Genomic DNA, 19,077 nt, shown 5'->3' with positions numbered 1-19,077 from the left:
GTAGAATAGATTTTCGCTCTATATTTGCATCACAATTAAGGCGGTGCCTTAGCTCAGTTGGTAGAGCAAAGGACTGAAAATCCTTGTGTCCCTGGTTCGATTCCTGGAGGCACCACTGCTTAAAACCTCAATCATTTCGATTGAGGTTTTTTTTATTTATTACTTTTTGATCTAAAATTTTCTTCAATAATTTACAACAAAAAAACCGACACATTCCTGTGTCGGTTTCATTTATTTAAAAACTTAAATTAATTAAGCTTGTTGTGCTTTGATTAAGTTTAATGCTGAACCTGCTTTAAACCACTCAATTTGTTGTGCATTATATGTATGATTTGCTAAGATTGCATCTTTAGATCCATCTGCATGCACCAATTCGATTGTTAATGGTTTTTCTGGGGCAAACTCTGTTAAGTCTACAAAGTTGATTGTATCATCTTCTTGTACTTTATCATAATCTGCTTTATCTGCAAATGTCAATGCTAACATCCCTTGTTTTTTAAGGTTTGTTTCATGAATACGTGCAAAAGAACGAACCAATACAGCTACTGCTCCCAAATGGCGAGGTTGCATTGCAGCATGCTCACGTGAAGAACCTTCTCCATAGTTTTCGTCTCCTACAATTACAGATGGTACTCCAGCTGCTTTATAAGCGCGCGCCGTATCTGGTACAGGACCATATTCACCTGTCAATTGATTTTTAACTGAATTGACGTCTTGGTTAAATGCATTTACTGCACCAATCAGAGTATTATTCGAAATATTATCCAAGTGTCCACGGAAACGTAACCAAGGTCCCGCCATAGAGATATGGTCTGTTGTACATTTTCCGAATGCTTTGATTAATAGTTTTGCTCCTGTAATATTTTCACCATTCCAAGGTTTGAAACCTTCTAATAGTTGTAAACGCTCAGAAGATGGATTAACAATAACTTCTACTTTCGATCCGTCTTCAACTGGTGCTTGATATCCATTATCTTCATATTCATAACCTTTGCTTGGTAATTCCTCTCCTTTTGGAGCATCAAGCATAACCTCTTCTCCGTTTTTATTAATCAACTTATCTGTTTGTGGATTAAAATCTAAACGTCCTGAAATTGCAATTGCCGCAACCATTTCTGGAGAAGTTACAAATGCATAGGTATTTGGATTTCCATCTGCACGTTTTTTGAAGTTACGATTGAATGAATGAACGATTGTATTTTTTTCTTCTTTATCAGCACCTTCACGATCCCATTGCCCAATACATGGTCCACAAGCATTCGTAAAAATAACTGCATCTAAATCTTCGAACGTTTTTAACAAACCATCACGATCTGCTGTATAACGAACAACTTCTGAACCTGGATTAATTCCGAAAGAAGACTTTACTTCCAATCCTTTGTCTAAAGCTTGTTGAGCGATAGAAGCAGCTCGAGATAAATCTTCGTAAGATGAGTTTGTACAAGATCCGATTAATCCCCATTCTACATCCAAAGGCCAACCATTAGCTGCTGCTGTTTCTTTCATTTTAGAAACTGGTGTCATCAAATCTGGTGTGAAAGGTCCATTCAAACGAGGTTCTAATTCAGATAAATTAATTTCAATCAATTGATCGTAGAAATTTTCTGGATTTGCATAAACTTCATCATCCGAACGTAAGTAAGCTTTATGTTGATTTGCAGCATCTGCCACGTCATTACGATCTGTAGCTCTTAAATATCTTTCCGAAGCGTCGTCATAAGCAAAGATTGAAGTCGTTGCTCCAATTTCTGCACCCATGTTACAGATAGTTCCTTTTCCTGTTGCAGATAAAGATTCTGCTCCTTCACCAAAATATTCTACAATAGCTCCTGTTCCACCTTTAACAGTTAATAATCCAGCGACTTCAAGAATAACATCTTTTGGTGCTGCCCATCCTGATAATTTACCTGTTAATTTAACACCAATTAATTTTGGCATTTTTAACTCCCATGCCATTCCAGACATTACATCAACAGCGTCAGCACCACCAACACCAATTGCAACCATCCCCAGTCCACCTGCATTTGGCGTATGAGAATCGGTACCAATCATCATTCCTCCAGGAAAAGCATAGTTCTCTAACACCACTTGGTGAATAATACCTGCACCTGGTTGCCAGAATCCGATACCATATTTATTTGAAACAGATTCTAAGAAATTAAATACCTCCGAAGATTTATTAATTGCTTCTTGTAAATCAGTTTTTGCACCAACTTTAGCTTGAATCAAGTGGTCACAGTGAACTGTAGAAGGAACAGCTGTTTTGGTTTTACCAGCTTGCATAAATTGTAATAAAGCCATCTGAGCAGTTGCATCTTGCATTGCAACTCGATCTGGTGCAAAATCTACATAAGACTCGCCTCTTGTGTATGCTTGTGTTGGATTTCCATCAAACAAGTGAGCATATAAAATTTTCTCCGAATACGTTAAAGGACGCCCCACGATAGCTCTTGCAGCATCAACACGTTCTTGCATTTTAGCATAAACGCCTTTGATCATATTTATATCAAATGCCATAATAATTGTTTTTATTTTATTGGTTTAAATTCATCAAAAAATATACCCCAATATACTGAATTATTTAATATTTAACATCTTTTGAGGATTATAATCTTTTTAAAACAACTCTAACTCATTTAAGATTAACACATAAAAAAAGGCTGATCTAAAATAGATCAGCCATGATTATATTCTCTTTCACGAACGATTAGTTCATAGAAATTGGTTTAAACTTTGTTAAGTTGATTCCTTCAACAGCAGCTTTGTACTCTTCGATAGAAGGAATACGTCCTAAAATTGCTGATAAAACAACTACTGGTGTAGATGCTAATAAAGATTCTCCTTTTTTACCATCACGATCCTCAACCACACGACCTTGGAATAAACGTGTAGATGTAGCCATTACTGTATCTCCTTTTTCCGCTTTTTCTTGGTTACCCATACATAAGTTACAACCAGGACGCTCTAAGTACATAATGTTTTCATACTCTGTACGTGCTTCTGACTTAGGTAACAAGTCGCTAAACTCAAATCCTGAGTATTTTTGTAACATTTCCCAATCACCTTCTGCTTTTAATTCATCGATGATGTTGTAAGTAGGCGCTGCAACAACTAAAGGAGCTTTGAACTCAACTTTACCATTCGCTTTCTCTACATTACGTAACATTTGAGAAACTATTTTTAAATCGTCTTTATGCACCATACAAGAACCTACGAAACCTAAATCTACGTGTTTATCACCACCATAGTAAGTTAAGTCACGGATTGTATCGTGTGTATAACGTTTAGAAACATCCGCATTATTTACGTCTGGATCGGCAATCATTGGCTCTTCGATAATATCTAAGTCAATTACTACTTCCGCGTAATATTTTGCATTTGCATCTGGCGTTAAAGCAGGTTTAACACCTGTTTTAATTTCTTCGATACGTTTGTTAGCTTTATCGATTAATCCTTGTAACACTTGGTTTTTGTTATCCATTCCTTTCTCGATCATGATTTGGATACGAGATTTTGCAATTTCTAACGATTGGATTAATGTATCATCTTGAGAAATACAGATAGATGCTTTCGCTTTCATTTCTGCAGTCCAGTCTGTAAATGTAAACGCTTGATCTGCTAATAATGTACCGATATGTACCTCAATGATACGACCTTGGAATACATTTTCACCGTCAAATTGTTTCAACATTTGCGCTTGCGTAGCATGAACCACATCACGGAAATCCATGTGTTGTTTCATTTCTCCTTTGAAAGTCACTTTTACAGACTCTGGAATTGGCATTGCAGCCTCACCAGTTGCCAAAGCTAATGCTACAGTTCCAGAATCGGCACCAAAAGCAACTCCTTTAGACATACGTGTGTGCGAGTCACCACCGATGATGATAGCCCATTCGTCCACAGTAATGTCGTTCAATACTTTGTGGATAACGTCTGTCATTGAGTGGTAAACTCCTTTCGGGTCACGTGCTGTAATTACCCCGAAGTCGTTCATGAACTTCATCAATTTAGGGATGTTAGCTTGCGCTTTTTTGTCCCATACTGATGCAGTGTGACATCCTGATTGGTAAGCACCATCTACAGTTGGAGCGATTACTGTTGCTGCCATTGATTCCAACTCTTGCGCTGTCATCAAACCTGTAGTATCTTGAGAACCTACGATGTTTACTTTAACACGAACGTCAGATCCAGCGTGTAATACTTTTCCTGGAGTTACACCTACTGCGTTTTTGTTGAAGATTTTTTCTACAGCTGTCAAACCTTGACCTTCATTTGAAATCTCTTTTGAAGGAGCAAAAACTACAGGAGCTTCGATACCTAAAGTTTGAGCAGCAAATGTTTGGATTTTTTTACCAAAAACGATGGCGTAAGAACCTCCCGCTTTGATAAACTCCATTTTTTGAGGCGTCAATGATCTTGAAATATCAATTAACTCTTGGTCTCCGTTATATAATTTTTTAGTTTTTGTATTAATGGTTAAAACAGTACCTGTAGCAACTGAATAAACTTCTTCTAAAACAGGATCACCTGCTTCGTTACGAACTACATCACCGTTTGCATCAACTTGTTTTTTCCAGTTTTTCAAATCGATTCCGATACCTCCTGTTACATCAACCGTAGTTAAGAAAATTGGAGAAATACCGTTTGTACCTGCAACAATTGGCGCAATGTTCACGAAAGGAACGTAAGGCGAGGCTTGTTTTCCTGTCCATAAAGCCACATTGTTAACCCCTGACATACGAGAAGAACCAACTCCCATTGTTCCTTTTTCTGCGATTAACATCACAGAAGCATCAGGATGTTGCGCTTGTAACGCTTTAATTTCAGCTTGAGCAGCAGGCGTAATCATACATTGTCCGTGCAATTCTCTATCTGAACGTGAGTGCGCTTGGTTACCTGGAGATAATAAATCCGTAGAAATATCCCCTTCAGCAGCAATAAATGTAACGACTTTTATTTCTTCTGCAACAGCTGGTAATTTTGTGAAGAATTCTGCTTTTGCATAACTTTCTAAAATAGCTGCCGCGATTGCATTTCCTGCATTGTAAGCATCAGCTAAACGAGCTGTATCTGCATCATATAAGAAAACTTGTGTTTTAAGAACTTCCGCCGCTTGTTTTGCAATTTCTTCATCATTTCCTAAAGCTAAATCTAAAAGAACTTCAATTGAAGGACCTCCTTTCATGTGAGATAACAATTCGAATGCAAATGTTGGTGTAATTTCAGCAACAGTTGCTTCTCCTAAAATAATCTCTTTTAAAAATTTTGCTTTTACACCTGCAGCAGAAGTTGTACCTGGCAACGTGTTATAGATAAAGAATTTAACAGAATCCTCTCGGTATTCGCTGTTAACATCTTTAATTTGATTAATGATTTCACTTAGTAATTCTGCACCATCAATTGGTTTTGGATGTAAACCTTGACCTTTTCTTTCTTCAATCTCGTTAAGATACTCTTGGTAAAGACTCATAATTATCTATCTTTTCTTTTTAATATTAAAGATTGTTTAAAATCAAGCTACTTACACCTGATTTCATCCAATCAAAATGAATTATATAATAACACTTCGCTGTATCGTTACATCTTATGCCTAATTATTTTTCAACAAAAAATCATTTTTGGCATAGGTAACCACTGTTATCAGAATACAAACTAAGTATGTAATTTTGTAAAGTTGCCATTTAAAAACAATAACTATCACTTAATCAATAATTAAAGTGATTGAAATTACTTTTTAAATTTTTATTATCACACAAATTTTTAGTTAAAAAGCATTGTAATTAATCATAATTTGGCATACAAAATTACGTTTATAGTAACGATTTCTCATCAAAGGATGATATATTTTAGTTATATTCTAATAATTTAGAACTATTATAAAAAAGATGTAAATTTCACTTTTACAATCAATTAAACGTAAATAAATAGAAGTTAAAAATATAACGTATTCTAAAATATCAACTTCATAATTTTAAGCCCTTTTTTTTACGAAATTGAATTAATTATAAATTTTAATAACTATTCAATAATCAATCTTTAGAATTGCTATCAATCATTTAAACAATCTCAAAAATCAATCAAAAATATTCAATATGAATAAATATTGTATATTTATAATAATTATACAATTACAATGAGATATTATACAAGTTTTTAGTAACTTTGCCCCCTTAATTCATTATTATAAATATGAAACTTTGGGATAAAGGTTTTACCATTAATGATAAAATCGAAAAATTTACTGTCGGAAAAGACAGAGAATTAGATGCTCATCTTGCAAAATATGATGCGTTAGCATCAAAAGCACAAGCGAACATGCTCGCAAAAACAGGTTTGATAACAAACGAAGAAAACGATGCATTACAACTTGCTTTGGATGAGATTTTGACATTAATTGCTGCGAACAATTTCGAAATAGACGAAAATTACGAAGATATACATTCAAAAATTGAGGCTTTTTTAATTGAGAAAACCGGTGATGCTGGAAAAAAAATTCACGTTGCACGTTCTCGAAACGATCAAGTTTTGGTTGCAATTCAACTTTTTGAAAAAGAATATCTAAAACAGACAACTGAAAAAATTGTCCATTTAATTGAAATCTTTTTACAAAAAGCAGACGAATTTAAAAATCATCAATTACCAGGATATACGCATTTTCAGGCTGCTATGCCAAGTAGTTTCGGAATGTGGTTTTCTGCTTATGCAGAAAGTTTATTGACCGATTTATACTTTTTTGAAGCTGCATTTAAAATTTCTGACCAAAATCCATTAGGTTCTGGAGCTGGTTTTGGAACAAGTTTTCCAATTGATCGTTTGCAAACAACACAAGAATTAGGTTTTTCAGAGATTTTAGTTTCATCTGTCGGAGCTCAAATGCTTCGTGGAAAAACAGAAAAATCTGTTGCATCTGCTTTGGCGATGATTTGTGGCACATTGTCGAAAATGTCTTATGATTTGGTTCTATACAATTCGCAAGATTTAGCTTTCGTTAAATTACCAAATGAGATGACAACTGGCTCATCGATTATGCCACATAAGAAAAACCCAGATGTTTTTGAATTAACTCGTGCACATTGTAATAGAATTCAGGCATTGCCAAATGACATTATGATGACGATCAATAATTTACCAAGTGGTTATCATCGTGATTATCAGATTTTGAAAGAAATCTTATTTGAACCAATGATGCAATTTGATAACATTATTGACATCTTAACTTTTGCAATTCCTCAACTTCAGATTAAAGACAACTATATGAATCAGGAAAAATATGATCCGATTTATACCGTGGAAAATATTAACGAAGCCATTAAAAATGGAACACCTTTCCGCGATGCTTACAAAGAAGTTGGATTATCTGTAGAAAATGGAACGTATATTCCGCACAAAGAATTTAAAACAACACATATCGGAAGTATTCATAATTTGAGATTAGATTTGATTTCGAATAAAGTTGAAAAATTCAAATTAGAAGCCCAAGTAATGAAATAACTTCTTGTAATTAATAAAAATATCAACCTCAACTTCTATAAATTGAGGTTTTTTTTAATTTACAATTTTATAATTTCGGAATATTCAAACATATAAACAACTGAAATAAAGTATTTTGTAAAATAAAATTCGATTTACAAAATAATTACAACAGATTTTTATTACATCAGGTCAAAATCATTCTAACTTTGACTCATCAAATAACAAATTTGTTTAATCGATTAAAATTTAAAAAAATGAAAAAATTTTTCGCAGTAGTTGCAGTAGCAGCTTTATCATTAGGAGCAGTATCTTGTGGAGAGAAAACTGAAGAAGCACCAGTAGAAGAAGGAGCAACAGTTGATTCTGCTACAGCAGTAGTTGATTCTGCAGCAGCAGTAGTTGACTCAGCAGCAGCAGTAGTTGATTCTGCAGCAGCAGTAGTTGATTCAGCAGCAGTAGCTCAATAATTTATAGCGAAGCTAAAATATAAAATGCGCTTAACTAGGTTAAGCGCATTTTTTTATGTTTTAAATTTTCAAGAATAACAATTAAATAATTGATCCATCAAATTTTTCGGATTCTATTTTGCGATCTAATTCTGCTTGAATATCTTCTAATACTGGGCGAACAGTAGATTCAGGAATATCAGAAACTCGAATATACATCAATCCATCTATTGCATCATTAAACTTAGGATCAACGTTAAATGCAATTACTTTCGCATTTTGTTTGATGTATTTCTTAATCAAGACTGGTAATCGTAACATATTTGGCTCAAGTTCATCAATTAATTTATCAAACTTATTCAAATCTGCTTCAGATTCATCAAAAATAAATTCTTTATCTTCTTCTTTTAATTTAACCTTGTATTCATTTTTAGCTTTTACATATTGTGCTACAGTCGAATCATAGTAATGAGATTTCATAAATTCAATCATCAATGATTTCGAAAAATCAGAAAATTGATTACTAATACTTACGCCTCCAATAATAAATTTTTGATTTGGATTTCTTAATGTAACATGTACTATTCCTCTCCATAATAAGAACAATGGCATTGGTTTTTGCTGATATTCAGCAGAAACAAAGGCACGTCCCATTTCAATACATTTCTTAAAGAACGGATGAATTTCTGGTTCAAAATTAAATAACTCGTGAATATAAAAACCATTAATTCCATATTTTTCGTACACTTCCGAACCAATTGCCATACGATAGGCACCAACAATTTTATTAGATTCTTTATCCCATAGAAATAAATGATGGTAATGATTATCAAAACGGTCTAAATCTATTTCATCATTTGTTCCTTCTCCTATTGCACGAAATGTAATTTCGCGTAAACGTCCAATTTCTCTTAAAATATTAGGAATTTGCTTCGCTGTAGAAAAAAAACATTCGTAATTATTATTTGTAAACAATAATGCTTCTTCATCTTTTCGCAACGCTTCAATATCTTGTAAAAGTAACTTTAAATCCGTTTCAGCAACAACATCCTTAACCTTTCTATTTGAAGATGATAAGCTTGGTAAATTCGGAATTTTCAAATCAATATTACTTGGATTTTTCAGTACTTCTGATAAACTTCTTTTTTGTTTATAATACGATGAAAGCATATAGGTTTTCTTTCTTAAAAAAGCCGAATAATCTTCTATTGTGTTGTGTTCGTCTTGTTGCTTTTGTAAAATAGGTTTTCCTATTCGAATTTGAATTGGTCGTGTTCTTTTTTTCATCATTTCTGATGGCAGCATAGCTGTTTGAAAATCTGGATGTAACTTTGCTACGCGGTAGAAGACATTGCTATTTCTTGCTCTAAAAAACATTGGAACAACAGGAACTTTTGACTTTTTAATCAACTTCATTGCTGATTCTTGCCATTCTCTATCAATCACTCTACTTTCATCATCACGATAAGAAACTTCTCCAGCAGGGAAAATTCCTAAACAACCTCCGTTGCGTAACAACTTTAATGCATCGCGCATCCCCGTAAGGCTACTGTATACTTCTTTACGTGTTTCGAAAGGATTGACTGGTATAATCATCGGTTCTAATGGTTTAATTTTTTGCAGTAAAAAATTCCCCATAATCTTGAAATCAGGACGAACTTTTGACATAAAATGCATCAAAATAATTCCGTCCAATGCACCAAGAGGATGATTAGAAATAATAATAAAAGGGCCTTCTTTTGGAATTCGTTTTAAATCTTCTTCATGAATTTCGTAATCCACTCCAAGATCATCTATTAAATAATCCAAAAAAGGTTCGCATTGCAAGTGTTTTCCTATATTGTATAAATCATTGATTCCATCAATATTAAAAACTTTTTTCAATGCCCAAGCAACAGGTTTACCTAAAATTCCTATTTTAGAAAGACCTGATGCTGAAATAATATCTTCTGTTGAAATTAAACTCATTTAAGCCTTGACAACTATTTGTAATGTTTCACGCACTGTTTGACGTAATAACTCTTTTTCTTTTGATACAACTTTATCAGAATCTGCATCGAAATGACGAATTGTGTACAATAAAACATCGTTTTCTACTTGTACTTTAAACGCTTCGTTCATATCTGCAACAAACTGATCTAAGTTGTTGTATTTATCCTCTAAACATAAAGATAATGAAATTGCTGAATTTTGCATCAAATTTACTTTGATTTGATAATCATATAGTTTATTGAAAATCCCACTCAATTTATCTTCTGTAATAAACGAGAAATCTTTACTTGATAAACGCACCAAATTTTGTTCTCTTTTTAGGATAAAACATGGTACTTTTGGATCTAATGGTTGACCTTTTGCTACTTCTGTTCCTGCTTCTGTTGGATTGATAAATGATTTAACAAAGAATGGAATTTCTTTTTGTTGAAGCGGTTGCAATGTTTTAGGATGAATAACCGAAGCGCCATAATAAGCCAACTCAATTGCTTCTTCGTACGAAATATGATGCAATAATTCTGCATGCTCAAAATAACGTGGATCAGCATTCAAAACACCTGGAACATCTTTCCAAATCGTCATGCTTTCAGCATTTAAACAATATGCAAAAATTGCAGCAGAATAATCTGAACCTTCTCTTCCCAATGTCGTTGTAAAATAGTTAGGATCTGAACCTAAGAAACCTTGTGTAATGAATAAACCTGATTGTGGTAATTTAGAAATACTATCCTCTGTCAACGCCCAGTTTACTTTTCCTTCGCGGTAAGTGTGATCTGTTTTGATATAATCTCGAACATCTAACCAATCGTTCTTAATTTTAATTGAATTAAGATACATACTGATAATTTTTGTCGAAATTAACTCTCCACAGCATACAATTTGATCATAAACATAGCTGTAATTTGGAGATTTGTTTCGTCTTAAAAACGAAACGATATCATCAAAAAATTGAGATATTTCATTCGAAACCTCATCCGCATTATCAAACAATTCTATTGCTAAATCAATATGTTGTTTTTTTACATCATTAATTGTTTTTTCGAAATCATCCTTTTCAAAATAGCGTTTGACTACTTCCTCTAATGCATTTGTCGTCTTGCCCATTGCAGAAACAATTATACATGTATTTTCGTAACCAACTGATTGCAATAAATCTGCAACATTTCTAACGCCGGCTGCATCTTTTACGGAAGCACCACCGAATTTGAAAACTTTCATTTCTATAAAAATTTTTTTTGTAAATATTTAACTTGCAAATATAACCAAACTACCTCTTATATATTGACCGAATTTAATTAAAGTTAAAAATAAATTTCCAGTATGATTTTCATGTATTTAGATTAATTTCAAACGTTTGAAATGAGTAGAATTGAGTTTTTATTCCGATATTTGACCAGCAAAACATAATTATGAACACAAATTCTCATCAAACTCTTGGAGAGTTTATCATAGAAAATCAAGCAGATTTTATTTACTCATCTGGAGAACTATCTAGATTATTGAGTTCGATTAAATTAGCAACAAAAGTTGTTAATTACAAAGTAAACAAAGCAGGATTAGTTAACATTTTAGGAGAATTCGGAAACGAAAATGTACAAGGTGAAAAACAGCAAAAATTAGATGTTTTTGCGAATGAAACTTTCATTGACACTTTATCACAACGTGAAGTTGTTTGTGGAATCGCCTCAGAAGAAAATGAAGATTTCATCGCTATTCAACCTTCTAAAAATTCAAAAAATAGCAAATATGTTGTTTTAATTGATCCCTTAGATGGTTCTTCTAATATTGATGTAAACGTTTCTGTTGGTACAATTTTCTCTATCTATCATCGTGTTACAGAACCAGGAACTCCTGTAACAAAAGCAGATTTTTTACAACCAGGAAATAAACAAGTTGCAGCTGGATATGTGATTTACGGAACATCGACTATGTTGGTTTACACAACTGGAAATGGGGTGAATGGATTTACATTGAATCCAGGAATTGGAACGTTCTATTTATCACATCCTAATATGTGTATTCCAGAAGATGGTAATATTTATTCGGTAAATGAAGGTAATTATGTGAAATTCCCTCAAGGTGTTAAGAACTACATCAAATATTGTCAGGCTGATGAAGAAGATCGTCCATACACTTCTCGTTACATTGGTTCATTATGTTCAGATTTTCACCGTAACATGTTGAAAGGTGGAATTTACATCTATCCTTCTGGAACAAATAACCCAAATGGTAAATTGCGTTTATTATATGAATGTAATCCGATGGCTTTTATTGCAGAACAAGCTGGTGGTAAAGCTACTGATGGGTTTAATCGTATTATGGACATCGTCCCAACTGAATTGCATCAACGTATTCCTTTCTTTTGTGGATCTAAAAATATGGTTGATAAAGCAGAAGAGTTTTTGCGTGAAGCAGAATCTAACTAAAGTTTTTCAAAAAATTATCAATAAAAAATCCGCTCAATGAGCGGATTTTTTATATTATATTCTATTAAGGAATTTCTATACCTGGATAATTTCCTGGATAAACGTGTCTTAAAGTAGAATGATATTTTTTGTTAATTGCATCCGCAAACATATTTGCTACAATGGCATATCCAGTTCCTGTTAAGTGAACTCCGTCTAATGAGAACGCTCCACCTGAAACGAACGTTGTTGTATATGTTTGTCCATAGTATTTAATTCCCGATTGAGAACTTAATTTCTTCATTTCAGAATATGCATCCACTAAAGCTAAATTATAAGCTGTTGCTAATTCAGCAATTGCTGCATTGTATTTAACCACAGCCGCTTCTGCTTTTGCTGTTTCTTTTGCTGTTAATACATAATTATCTGCCATTGGATAACTAACACCAACTACCGATAATTTACCAGCTTCTTCTTGAGTTAATCCTAATTTCATTAATTCTCCAACTCTATTAGTATCTACTTTTCCAATTACAGAAGAAGAAGTTAAAACCAATAAATCTTTCGCTGTTGCTTGACGAGCTTGACCATAAATCATTCCGAATAATGTAGCCTTAGCAGCTCCAATTTTTGGTGTTAAAGCTGCAGTAATAGTTGCTGATAAATCTGCTAAATCTTTATCTTTAATTACTACAGGACTTGCAGCAGTTTTAGAAAATGAAATTTTTCTATCAGAAGCTCCAACTGCATCAAATACTTGATTTAATCCTGCATAAGTAGCATTTAACTCATCAATCATTGGTGCAAAACTTGCATTTGCTGGTGATAATGGCGCGTATGGAACCGTTGTAAAATATGGAATAGATGTAACAGAAGGAATATTTGCAATTACTCCTTTTGCTCCTGCAGCAGTTAAAGCTTTCAATCCATCATTAATTGTAGATTTTACAACATTTACATTAGAGATATCAGAACCTCCATACGTTCTTGGATCAACATTATTTGTTTCATTATGATCTACTCCAACTCCTCCAGATGTTGCATAACCTAATACATCATTATTTCCAATCCAATATGAGAAAAATGTAGGCTTTTGCGCAACAGCATCAGCAACAACGGAAGTTGTAGCGCCACTTGCAAAACGCACAAAATACGGATTTGCTGTTACAGGATCAGTTTGTAATCCTGCTGGGTTTCCATAACCTGGTGCAACCAAATGATAAGATTTTGCTCCTGGAACTCCCATGTTTTGGTAAGTCCCTTTATCAGCTAAAATATCTAACGCTGCTCCTGGTGCAGTAGGAACTGGTGTTAAAGCTCCATTTACAATTTGCAAAGTCAACTTACCCGAAAAACCTGGTAAATTTGTAAAACCTCCTGTGTCATTTGGCATATAAGGAATTTTGAACTCCCCTCCTCCTGCAGCTTTCATTAATCCAGCTAACATATTTGGATAAGAGTTTTCTTGTCCTGATCTGTATAATGCATTATCTCTATAACCAGAAGTCAACGAGTTTCCTAAAGCAATATATTTTGAAAAGTTAGCTTCACCTGCTGTAACTTGAATATCCTCGATTGGATGCTCAAAGTCTTGATCACAACTAAACATTGTAGCAGCTAAAGCAACTAAAACTATTTTATTTAAATGTTTCATTTTGTAGTGTTATTTAAGGTTATACGTTAGTCCTAAACCAAAGTTAATTGCACGCATCTTAACATCTCCAGAGAAATTTTGTTCGATGTTATTAATGTATCTTTCATCACCTTGAACATAAGATCCAAATAAATCTAAGTAAAATCCATTGTTAAATTTAAATCCTACTCCAGCAGAAACTGAATTTAAGTTTGAACTTGGTGTTTCAGAAGACCAATAAGCTCCAGGAACCGGAGATTTATCATGGTAATAACCAACACGCCCTGTAATCATCTCGTTAAATGTATATTCTGCTCCAAAACGGAATAAAGTATTGTCTTTCCAATTTTTTGTTGACGTTGAAGTATAGAATGTATTTGACGCGTCGTTGTATAAATTAATATCTAAACTTTTGTAACGTGTCCAGTTTTGCCACACTACATCTCCAAAAAGCTCTAACTGTGGTAATACTTTATAAGACATTCCGAAAGTAAATTCAGATGGCAATGGTAAAGTTGTATTCCATTTATCTGTGTTAAAAGGCACATTAGATGCAATTCCAGCCGGAACATCCATCCATGTCACATCTCCTTTGTTTGCAGAAACATCTACATTAGAACGGTAAGCTAATCCAACTCCAAATTTCTCTGTTGGTTTGAACATTACCCCTACATTAAATCCTAAACCATGTGCATCTTTGTCTTCTAATCTAAGCTTAATGTCATTTCCAGCAACCGTTTGCACTTTTTCTAATTTAGCCGATCCATGTGAATAGATAAAACCTAAACCTAAACTAAACCAATCTGAAAAACGATAGGCAACTGTTGGCTGAATATTAAATGCTTTTAAGTCGATATGCGTGATATTAGCCTTATTTTGCCAATCTTCTGGCCAAGTAACCGAGCTACCAAAAGGCGTTGTCACACTCACTCCAATTGCCAAATCATCGACAGGTTTGTAACTCACCGCCAAATACATTGGAGTTCCTAATTTACTATCCGTTTCAGCTTTTTGGAAAGTTGTTGGATCTTGCCATTTTACGTCAGTTTTTACACCAAAACCTCCAACAGCAATACTCAATTTGCTCTCTACAAAAGCTAATCCTGCAGGGTTATAAAACGCCACACTCGCATCACGAGTTTGCGTTGCAGAAGTTCCACCTAAAGCAGCTTGGCGAACTCCTTGTAAAGCAACACGGTAACCTCCTGCAAAAGCAGATGAAGATAGACCGATCAATGCTAATGTTAAGAAAATTTTCTTCATATTTTTTGTTCGTTTTTAATAATTCCTTTTAACAAAAATAACATAATTTTATAATAATGTTATGTTAACATAATAAATTTTAAAAAATACTTTATACTTAAGGCTTTCAGCCATAATATTAATTGTGTAAAATATACACTATTGATAAATTTCTTTGATTTTTTCGGATATAACATACCCTTCAGACCAACAAGCCTGAAAATTAAAACCTCCAGTAATTGCGTCAATATTCAAAACTTCTCCTGCCATGAACAAATGAGGTAATTTTTTAGCTTCCATCGAATGAAAATCAATTTCTTTCAAATCAACTCCTCCAGCAGTCACAAACTCATCTTTGAATGTGCTTTTACCATTTATTTGGTATTTTCCTTGTGTTAATTCTGATGCTAAAGCTTCGATATGTTTCTTCGACAAGTCGGCATATACTTTATTTTCGGCTATGTTGCAATAATTCAGAATACTCAACCAAAAGCGTTTAGGAAAATCAAATGGATTGTTTTTGTGTACATTCTTCTTTGCATCAACTTGTTTCTTATTATTCAAAAAAGAAACTATTTCTTCTTTAGATTGATTGACAAAATTAATTTCAGCTTCGAATTTATAATTACTTTCGTTCAATTTTAAAGCTCCCCAAGCTGATAAACGCAAAATAGCAGGACCACTAAATCCCCAATGTGTTATTAACAAAGGTCCTTCTGCCTCTAACTTTTGTTGATTGATTTTAACTTCTGCATTTTCGAATGAAATCCCCATCAACCCTTCGATTCTTGGATCTTTGCAATTAAATGTAAATAGAGAAGGAACAGGTTGAATTATCTTCAAACCTAAGTTTTTCAAACTTTTCCAGAATTTTGGTGTACTTCCTGTTGTAATAATTACTGTTTCAAAAAAATACTTTCCTGATTTTGTAATCAATTCATAACCTTCATTAACTTTATTGATTTCTTGTACGCCATCCGAAAAATTTAATTGAACTTTATTTTGATCAACCGCTTTAGTTAACGCTTCGATAATAGAAAGAGATGAATCGCTTACTGGAAAAATACGATTATCATCTTCAATTTTCAATTCAACTCCGCGTTCATCAAACCACGCCATTGTATCGCCTGGCTGAAATGTATAAAAAACACTTAGTAATTCCTTTTTCCCACGTGGGTAAAACTCTACTAAATCCAATGAATCAAAGCATGCATGAGTTACATTACACCTTCCTCCACCCGAAATACGTACTTTTTGTAGTGGTAAATTTGCTTGTTCAAACAATACAGTTTGTTGTCCTACAGTTTTTCCAAGGTTTGCTGCAACAAAATATCCTGCTGCACCACCTCCTACAATGGCTATTTTTTTCACGGAGCAAAGGTAAAGTTTTATTTTTAACAGAAATTTTTAATAAAAAAAGGAAATGTTTTCACATCTCCTTTTATGCTTTTTGTTCGTGAAAAACGAACAAAGGTGTTATATTTTTGTTTGCTATTTTTTTTGTAAATCCAGGCGAAAATATCTTATCGAAGAAACCTTTGTTTCGACTAACAACGGTTAACAAATCAATTTCTTTTTCTTTGATAAAATCTAAAACCGCATTTACAGGATCCGCATCATGATAAATTTCAAAAAAAATTGGGTCTCCTGCAAATTGATTTTGCCAATCTTTCATTGCTTGTTTATTATATTTTCCGTCTTTAGAAACATGCATACAATGAATTTTTGCATGATGACGATTTGCTATTTCAAGCAAATATTTCAAGGCTTCTTTATCTTTTTGATCAAAAACAGTTGTAAAACCTATATTCTTAAATCCTTTGAATATCATTCCATTCGGAATACTTAAGATAGGAATTTTCATCGATGTAATTGCATTAATAGTATTGGAACCAAAAAGCATTTTTTCTATCCCTGTATTTCCATCTGTTCCCATTACCACAAAATCAACACTTTCTTCGCCAATGATTTCGCGTAATATATACAAGAAATTTCCTTCTTCTAAAATAAATTTAATTGGAATTTCATTTAATCCGTTTTTATCTGCTATTTCCCTTAATTGCGGAATATTATCTTTGAAGTTATTAAAACTTCCTAATTCTACAGTTTCATATACATTCTGAATTAAACCTGCACTCAAAGTACCAGTAATCATTGGTAGTTCATAAACGTGCAATACATAAACTTGTGCATCTATACTTTTCGCAAGGTTAAGAGCATATAAAAACGCATTATTAGCCGTCTCAGAAAAATCTGTTGGGAACAATATTTTTTTCATTTTTTTGTGTTTTGTACACAAAAGTTACGAATAATTTTAGTTCTACGCGAAAAAAAAGCTCAATCTATCAAAATAATTAAGCTTTTGTTATTTTCTAAAAATTGTCGCTATTCGTGAAAAACAAATAATGGTACTTTATTTTGAGAAAGAATTGTTTTGGTAAAACTTGGTGAAAATAATTTCTCGAAAAATCCTTTATTGCGACTTACCACTGTTAATAAATCAATTTTTTCTTCTTTTATAAATTCTAAAACTGCATCAACAGATTCGTCTGCTGTATAAATAGAAAAATCTACAGGTTCGTCTTTGTAATATTCTTTCCAATGATTAAGCGTAGGGACATCGTAATTTCCATCTTTAGAAACATGTAAACAATGAACTTTGGCTTTGTATCGATATGCAATTTCTGTTAAATAATCTAAGGCTTTACGGTCCTTATCTTCAAAAATTGTTGTAAAACCGATGCTTTTTATTCCTTTATATTCATATCCATGCGGAACACTCAAAACTGGAATTTTCAAATGTTTAATTGCATTCATCGTATTCGAACCAAAAAGTACTTTATCAAATCCTGTATTTCCTGTTGTTCCCATCACTACAAAATCAACTTTCTCTTCTTCTATAAAATTTGGTAAAACGAATGAAAGCATCCCTTCTTTAATAAAAAATTTCATTTCCACGTCACCAAAACCATTATCCCCTGCTAATTTTCTAAGAAAAGGAATGTGATCTTTTAGATTTTCAAATTTATTCAATTCAATGGTATCATATACATTTTGTAAAATGCCAGCATCAATTCCTGCATTCACAATTGGATATTGAAAGGCGTGTAAAATATACAACTCTGCATTTTGATTTTCTGCCAAATTCAACGCATACAAAAATGCGTTATTTGCTGTCTCGGAAAAGTCGGTTGGAAATAATATTTTTTTCATAATCTATCTCTTTATTAGCTCCCTAAATATACGAAATAAATAGCGTGTAAAATTAATTTGAAGTTAAATATTATTGTGTTTTTTTAATTTAAGCTGATTAAAAATATATTCATTTTTGAATAAATTCTTATCCGTAACTTTGCACTTCATAAATTTCAATTCATGAATAATAAATATTTCCAGAAAACCATTGTTCGATGGTCAGATTTAGACGCTAATCGTCATTTAGCGAATGCTTCATATATGAATTTCACAAGCTTTGCTCGAATTGCTTTTTTAAGAGATTTTGGTGTTTCGATGAATAACTTAGCTGAATATGGTATTGGTCCAGCAATTTTACACGAACAATTTTCATTTTTTAAGGAAGCTATGGAAGGTGAAGAAATTTATATTTCGGTAGAAATTGGTGGAATGTCAGAAGATGGAATGATTTATCAATTTATTCACAATTTGTATAACCAAGATGGAGTACATCTTTGCCATTCTGAATTGACAGGTGTTTGGTTTTCGATGTCGAAAAGAAAAATGCAGGCACCACCAACTGAAATGGTCGAAAATATTAAAAAATCATTTGAAGGACAAACAATCAAAGCAATGTCAAAACAAGACATTATCAATTTACCTTTTCGTTCAGAAAATATAGATCCTTCAATTTTCAATCAAAAATAAAATC

At 33.0% G+C, this 19,077-nt stretch carries 13 protein-coding genes and 1 tRNA gene; 5 read left to right on the top strand and 9 right to left on the bottom strand.

Going from position 1 to position 19,077, the window contains the following annotated elements:
• Nucleotides 1–42 precede the first annotated feature (42 nt).
• Nucleotides 43–115 (top strand) — tRNA-Phe (locus NZD85_RS10455).
• A gap of 137 nt (nt 116–252) precedes the next feature.
• Here the strand turns inward: NZD85_RS10455 and NZD85_RS10450 are convergent.
• Together NZD85_RS10450 and NZD85_RS10445 are read right to left on the bottom strand one after the other, a co-directional pair.
• The gene (locus tag NZD85_RS10450) at nt 253–2,517 is read right to left on the bottom strand and encodes an aconitate hydratase (protein WP_171623785.1); all 2,265 of its coding nucleotides are present in this window, start codon (nt 2,515–2,517) and stop codon (nt 253–255) included.
• A 190-nt stretch (nt 2,518–2,707) separates the two neighbouring features.
• A complete protein-coding gene (locus NZD85_RS10445) occupies nt 2,708–5,470 on the bottom strand; it encodes a bifunctional aconitate hydratase 2/2-methylisocitrate dehydratase (protein WP_260541742.1) in 2,763 nt (920 codons plus the stop codon).
• Between the two features lie 719 nt (nt 5,471–6,189).
• Between NZD85_RS10445 and argH the strand changes: the two genes are divergently transcribed.
• Complete coding sequence (gene argH, locus NZD85_RS10440; protein ID WP_260541741.1) at nt 6,190–7,491, top strand: argininosuccinate lyase; 1,302 nt, start codon at nt 6,190–6,192, stop codon at nt 7,489–7,491.
• A gap of 236 nt (nt 7,492–7,727) precedes the next feature.
• A complete protein-coding gene (locus NZD85_RS10435; protein WP_171623788.1) occupies nt 7,728–7,940 on the top strand; it encodes a hypothetical protein in 213 nt (70 codons plus the stop codon).
• An 81-nt stretch (nt 7,941–8,021) separates the two neighbouring features.
• On the opposite strand, the gene NZD85_RS10430 is transcribed toward NZD85_RS10435, so the two are convergent.
• Nucleotides 8,022–9,887: a lysophospholipid acyltransferase family protein gene (locus NZD85_RS10430; protein ID WP_260541740.1), complete on the bottom strand. Its 1,866-nt coding sequence runs from the start codon at nt 9,885–9,887 to the stop codon at nt 8,022–8,024.
• Nucleotides 9,888–11,129, bottom strand: coding sequence for an aspartate kinase (locus NZD85_RS10425; RefSeq protein WP_260541738.1), 1,242 nt, complete (start codon nt 11,127–11,129; stop codon nt 9,888–9,890).
• 191 nt (nt 11,130–11,320) lie between these two features.
• Between NZD85_RS10425 and fbp the strand changes: the two genes are divergently transcribed.
• On the top strand, nt 11,321–12,337 hold the full coding sequence (fbp, locus tag NZD85_RS10420; protein WP_260541737.1) for a class 1 fructose-bisphosphatase: 1,017 nt from the start codon (nt 11,321–11,323) through the stop codon (nt 12,335–12,337).
• 64 nt (nt 12,338–12,401) lie between these two features.
• Here the strand turns inward: fbp and NZD85_RS10415 are convergent, their stop codons facing one another.
• The 5 genes from NZD85_RS10415 to NZD85_RS10395 all read right to left on the bottom strand — a co-directional run bounded on the left by NZD85_RS10415 (nt 12,402) and on the right by NZD85_RS10395 (nt 18,404).
• Nucleotides 12,402–13,970, bottom strand: a complete 1,569-nt coding sequence (locus tag NZD85_RS10415) for an SGNH/GDSL hydrolase family protein (protein WP_171623470.1) — start codon at nt 13,968–13,970, stop codon at nt 12,402–12,404.
• 9 nt (nt 13,971–13,979) lie between these two features.
• Nucleotides 13,980–15,212: an OmpP1/FadL family transporter gene (locus NZD85_RS10410; protein WP_260541736.1), complete on the bottom strand. Its 1,233-nt coding sequence runs from the start codon at nt 15,210–15,212 to the stop codon at nt 13,980–13,982.
• A gap of 138 nt (nt 15,213–15,350) precedes the next feature.
• Nucleotides 15,351–16,562 carry a BaiN/RdsA family NAD(P)/FAD-dependent oxidoreductase gene (locus tag NZD85_RS10405; RefSeq protein ID WP_260541734.1) on the bottom strand — a complete coding sequence of 404 codons (1,212 nt, stop codon included), beginning with the start codon at nt 16,560–16,562 and terminating at the stop codon, nt 15,351–15,353.
• A 70-nt stretch (nt 16,563–16,632) separates the two neighbouring features.
• Nucleotides 16,633–17,469: a universal stress protein gene (locus NZD85_RS10400; RefSeq protein WP_260541732.1), complete on the bottom strand. Its 837-nt coding sequence runs from the start codon at nt 17,467–17,469 to the stop codon at nt 16,633–16,635.
• Nucleotides 17,470–17,576: 107 nt separating this feature from the next.
• Nucleotides 17,577–18,404 (bottom strand): universal stress protein, encoded by an 828-nt coding sequence (locus NZD85_RS10395; protein WP_260541730.1) that lies wholly within the window; start codon nt 18,402–18,404, stop codon nt 17,577–17,579.
• A 162-nt stretch (nt 18,405–18,566) separates the two neighbouring features.
• On the opposite strand from NZD85_RS10395, the gene NZD85_RS10390 reads away from it, so the two are divergent.
• The gene (locus tag NZD85_RS10390; protein WP_171623475.1) at nt 18,567–19,073 is read left to right on the top strand and encodes an acyl-CoA thioesterase; all 507 of its coding nucleotides are present in this window, start codon (nt 18,567–18,569) and stop codon (nt 19,071–19,073) included.
• Nucleotides 19,074–19,077 lie beyond the last annotated feature (4 nt).

The sequence above is a fragment of the Empedobacter stercoris genome, assembly GCF_025244765.1.
GTDB classification, from domain to species: Bacteria; Bacteroidota; Bacteroidia; order Flavobacteriales; family Weeksellaceae; genus Empedobacter; species Empedobacter stercoris.
The sequence above is the reverse complement of the archived record's forward strand: the minus strand, read 5'-3'. Positions and strand labels throughout refer to the sequence as shown.

Coding starts and splice junctions, on each gene's coding strand:
- NZD85_RS10450 (WP_171623785.1), bottom strand. CDS start 2,517: ATGGCATTTGATATAAATATGATCAAAGGCGTTTATGCTAAAATGCAA.
- NZD85_RS10445 (WP_260541742.1), bottom strand. CDS start 5,470: ATGAGTCTTTACCAAGAGTATCTTAACGAGATTGAAGAAAGAAAAGGT.
- argH (WP_260541741.1), top strand. CDS start 6,190: ATGAAACTTTGGGATAAAGGTTTTACCATTAATGATAAAATCGAAAAA.
- NZD85_RS10435 (WP_171623788.1), top strand. CDS start 7,728: ATGAAAAAATTTTTCGCAGTAGTTGCAGTAGCAGCTTTATCATTAGGA.
- NZD85_RS10430 (WP_260541740.1), bottom strand. CDS start 9,887: ATGAGTTTAATTTCAACAGAAGATATTATTTCAGCATCAGGTCTTTCT.
- NZD85_RS10425 (WP_260541738.1), bottom strand. CDS start 11,129: ATGAAAGTTTTCAAATTCGGTGGTGCTTCCGTAAAAGATGCAGCCGGC.
- fbp (WP_260541737.1), top strand. CDS start 11,321: ATGAACACAAATTCTCATCAAACTCTTGGAGAGTTTATCATAGAAAAT.
- NZD85_RS10415 (WP_171623470.1), bottom strand. CDS start 13,970: ATGAAACATTTAAATAAAATAGTTTTAGTTGCTTTAGCTGCTACAATG.
- NZD85_RS10410 (WP_260541736.1), bottom strand. CDS start 15,212: ATGAAGAAAATTTTCTTAACATTAGCATTGATCGGTCTATCTTCATCT.
- NZD85_RS10400 (WP_260541732.1), bottom strand. CDS start 17,469: ATGAAAAAAATATTGTTCCCAACAGATTTTTCTGAGACGGCTAATAAT.
- NZD85_RS10395 (WP_260541730.1), bottom strand. CDS start 18,404: ATGAAAAAAATATTATTTCCAACCGACTTTTCCGAGACAGCAAATAAC.
- NZD85_RS10390 (WP_171623475.1), top strand. CDS start 18,567: ATGAATAATAAATATTTCCAGAAAACCATTGTTCGATGGTCAGATTTA.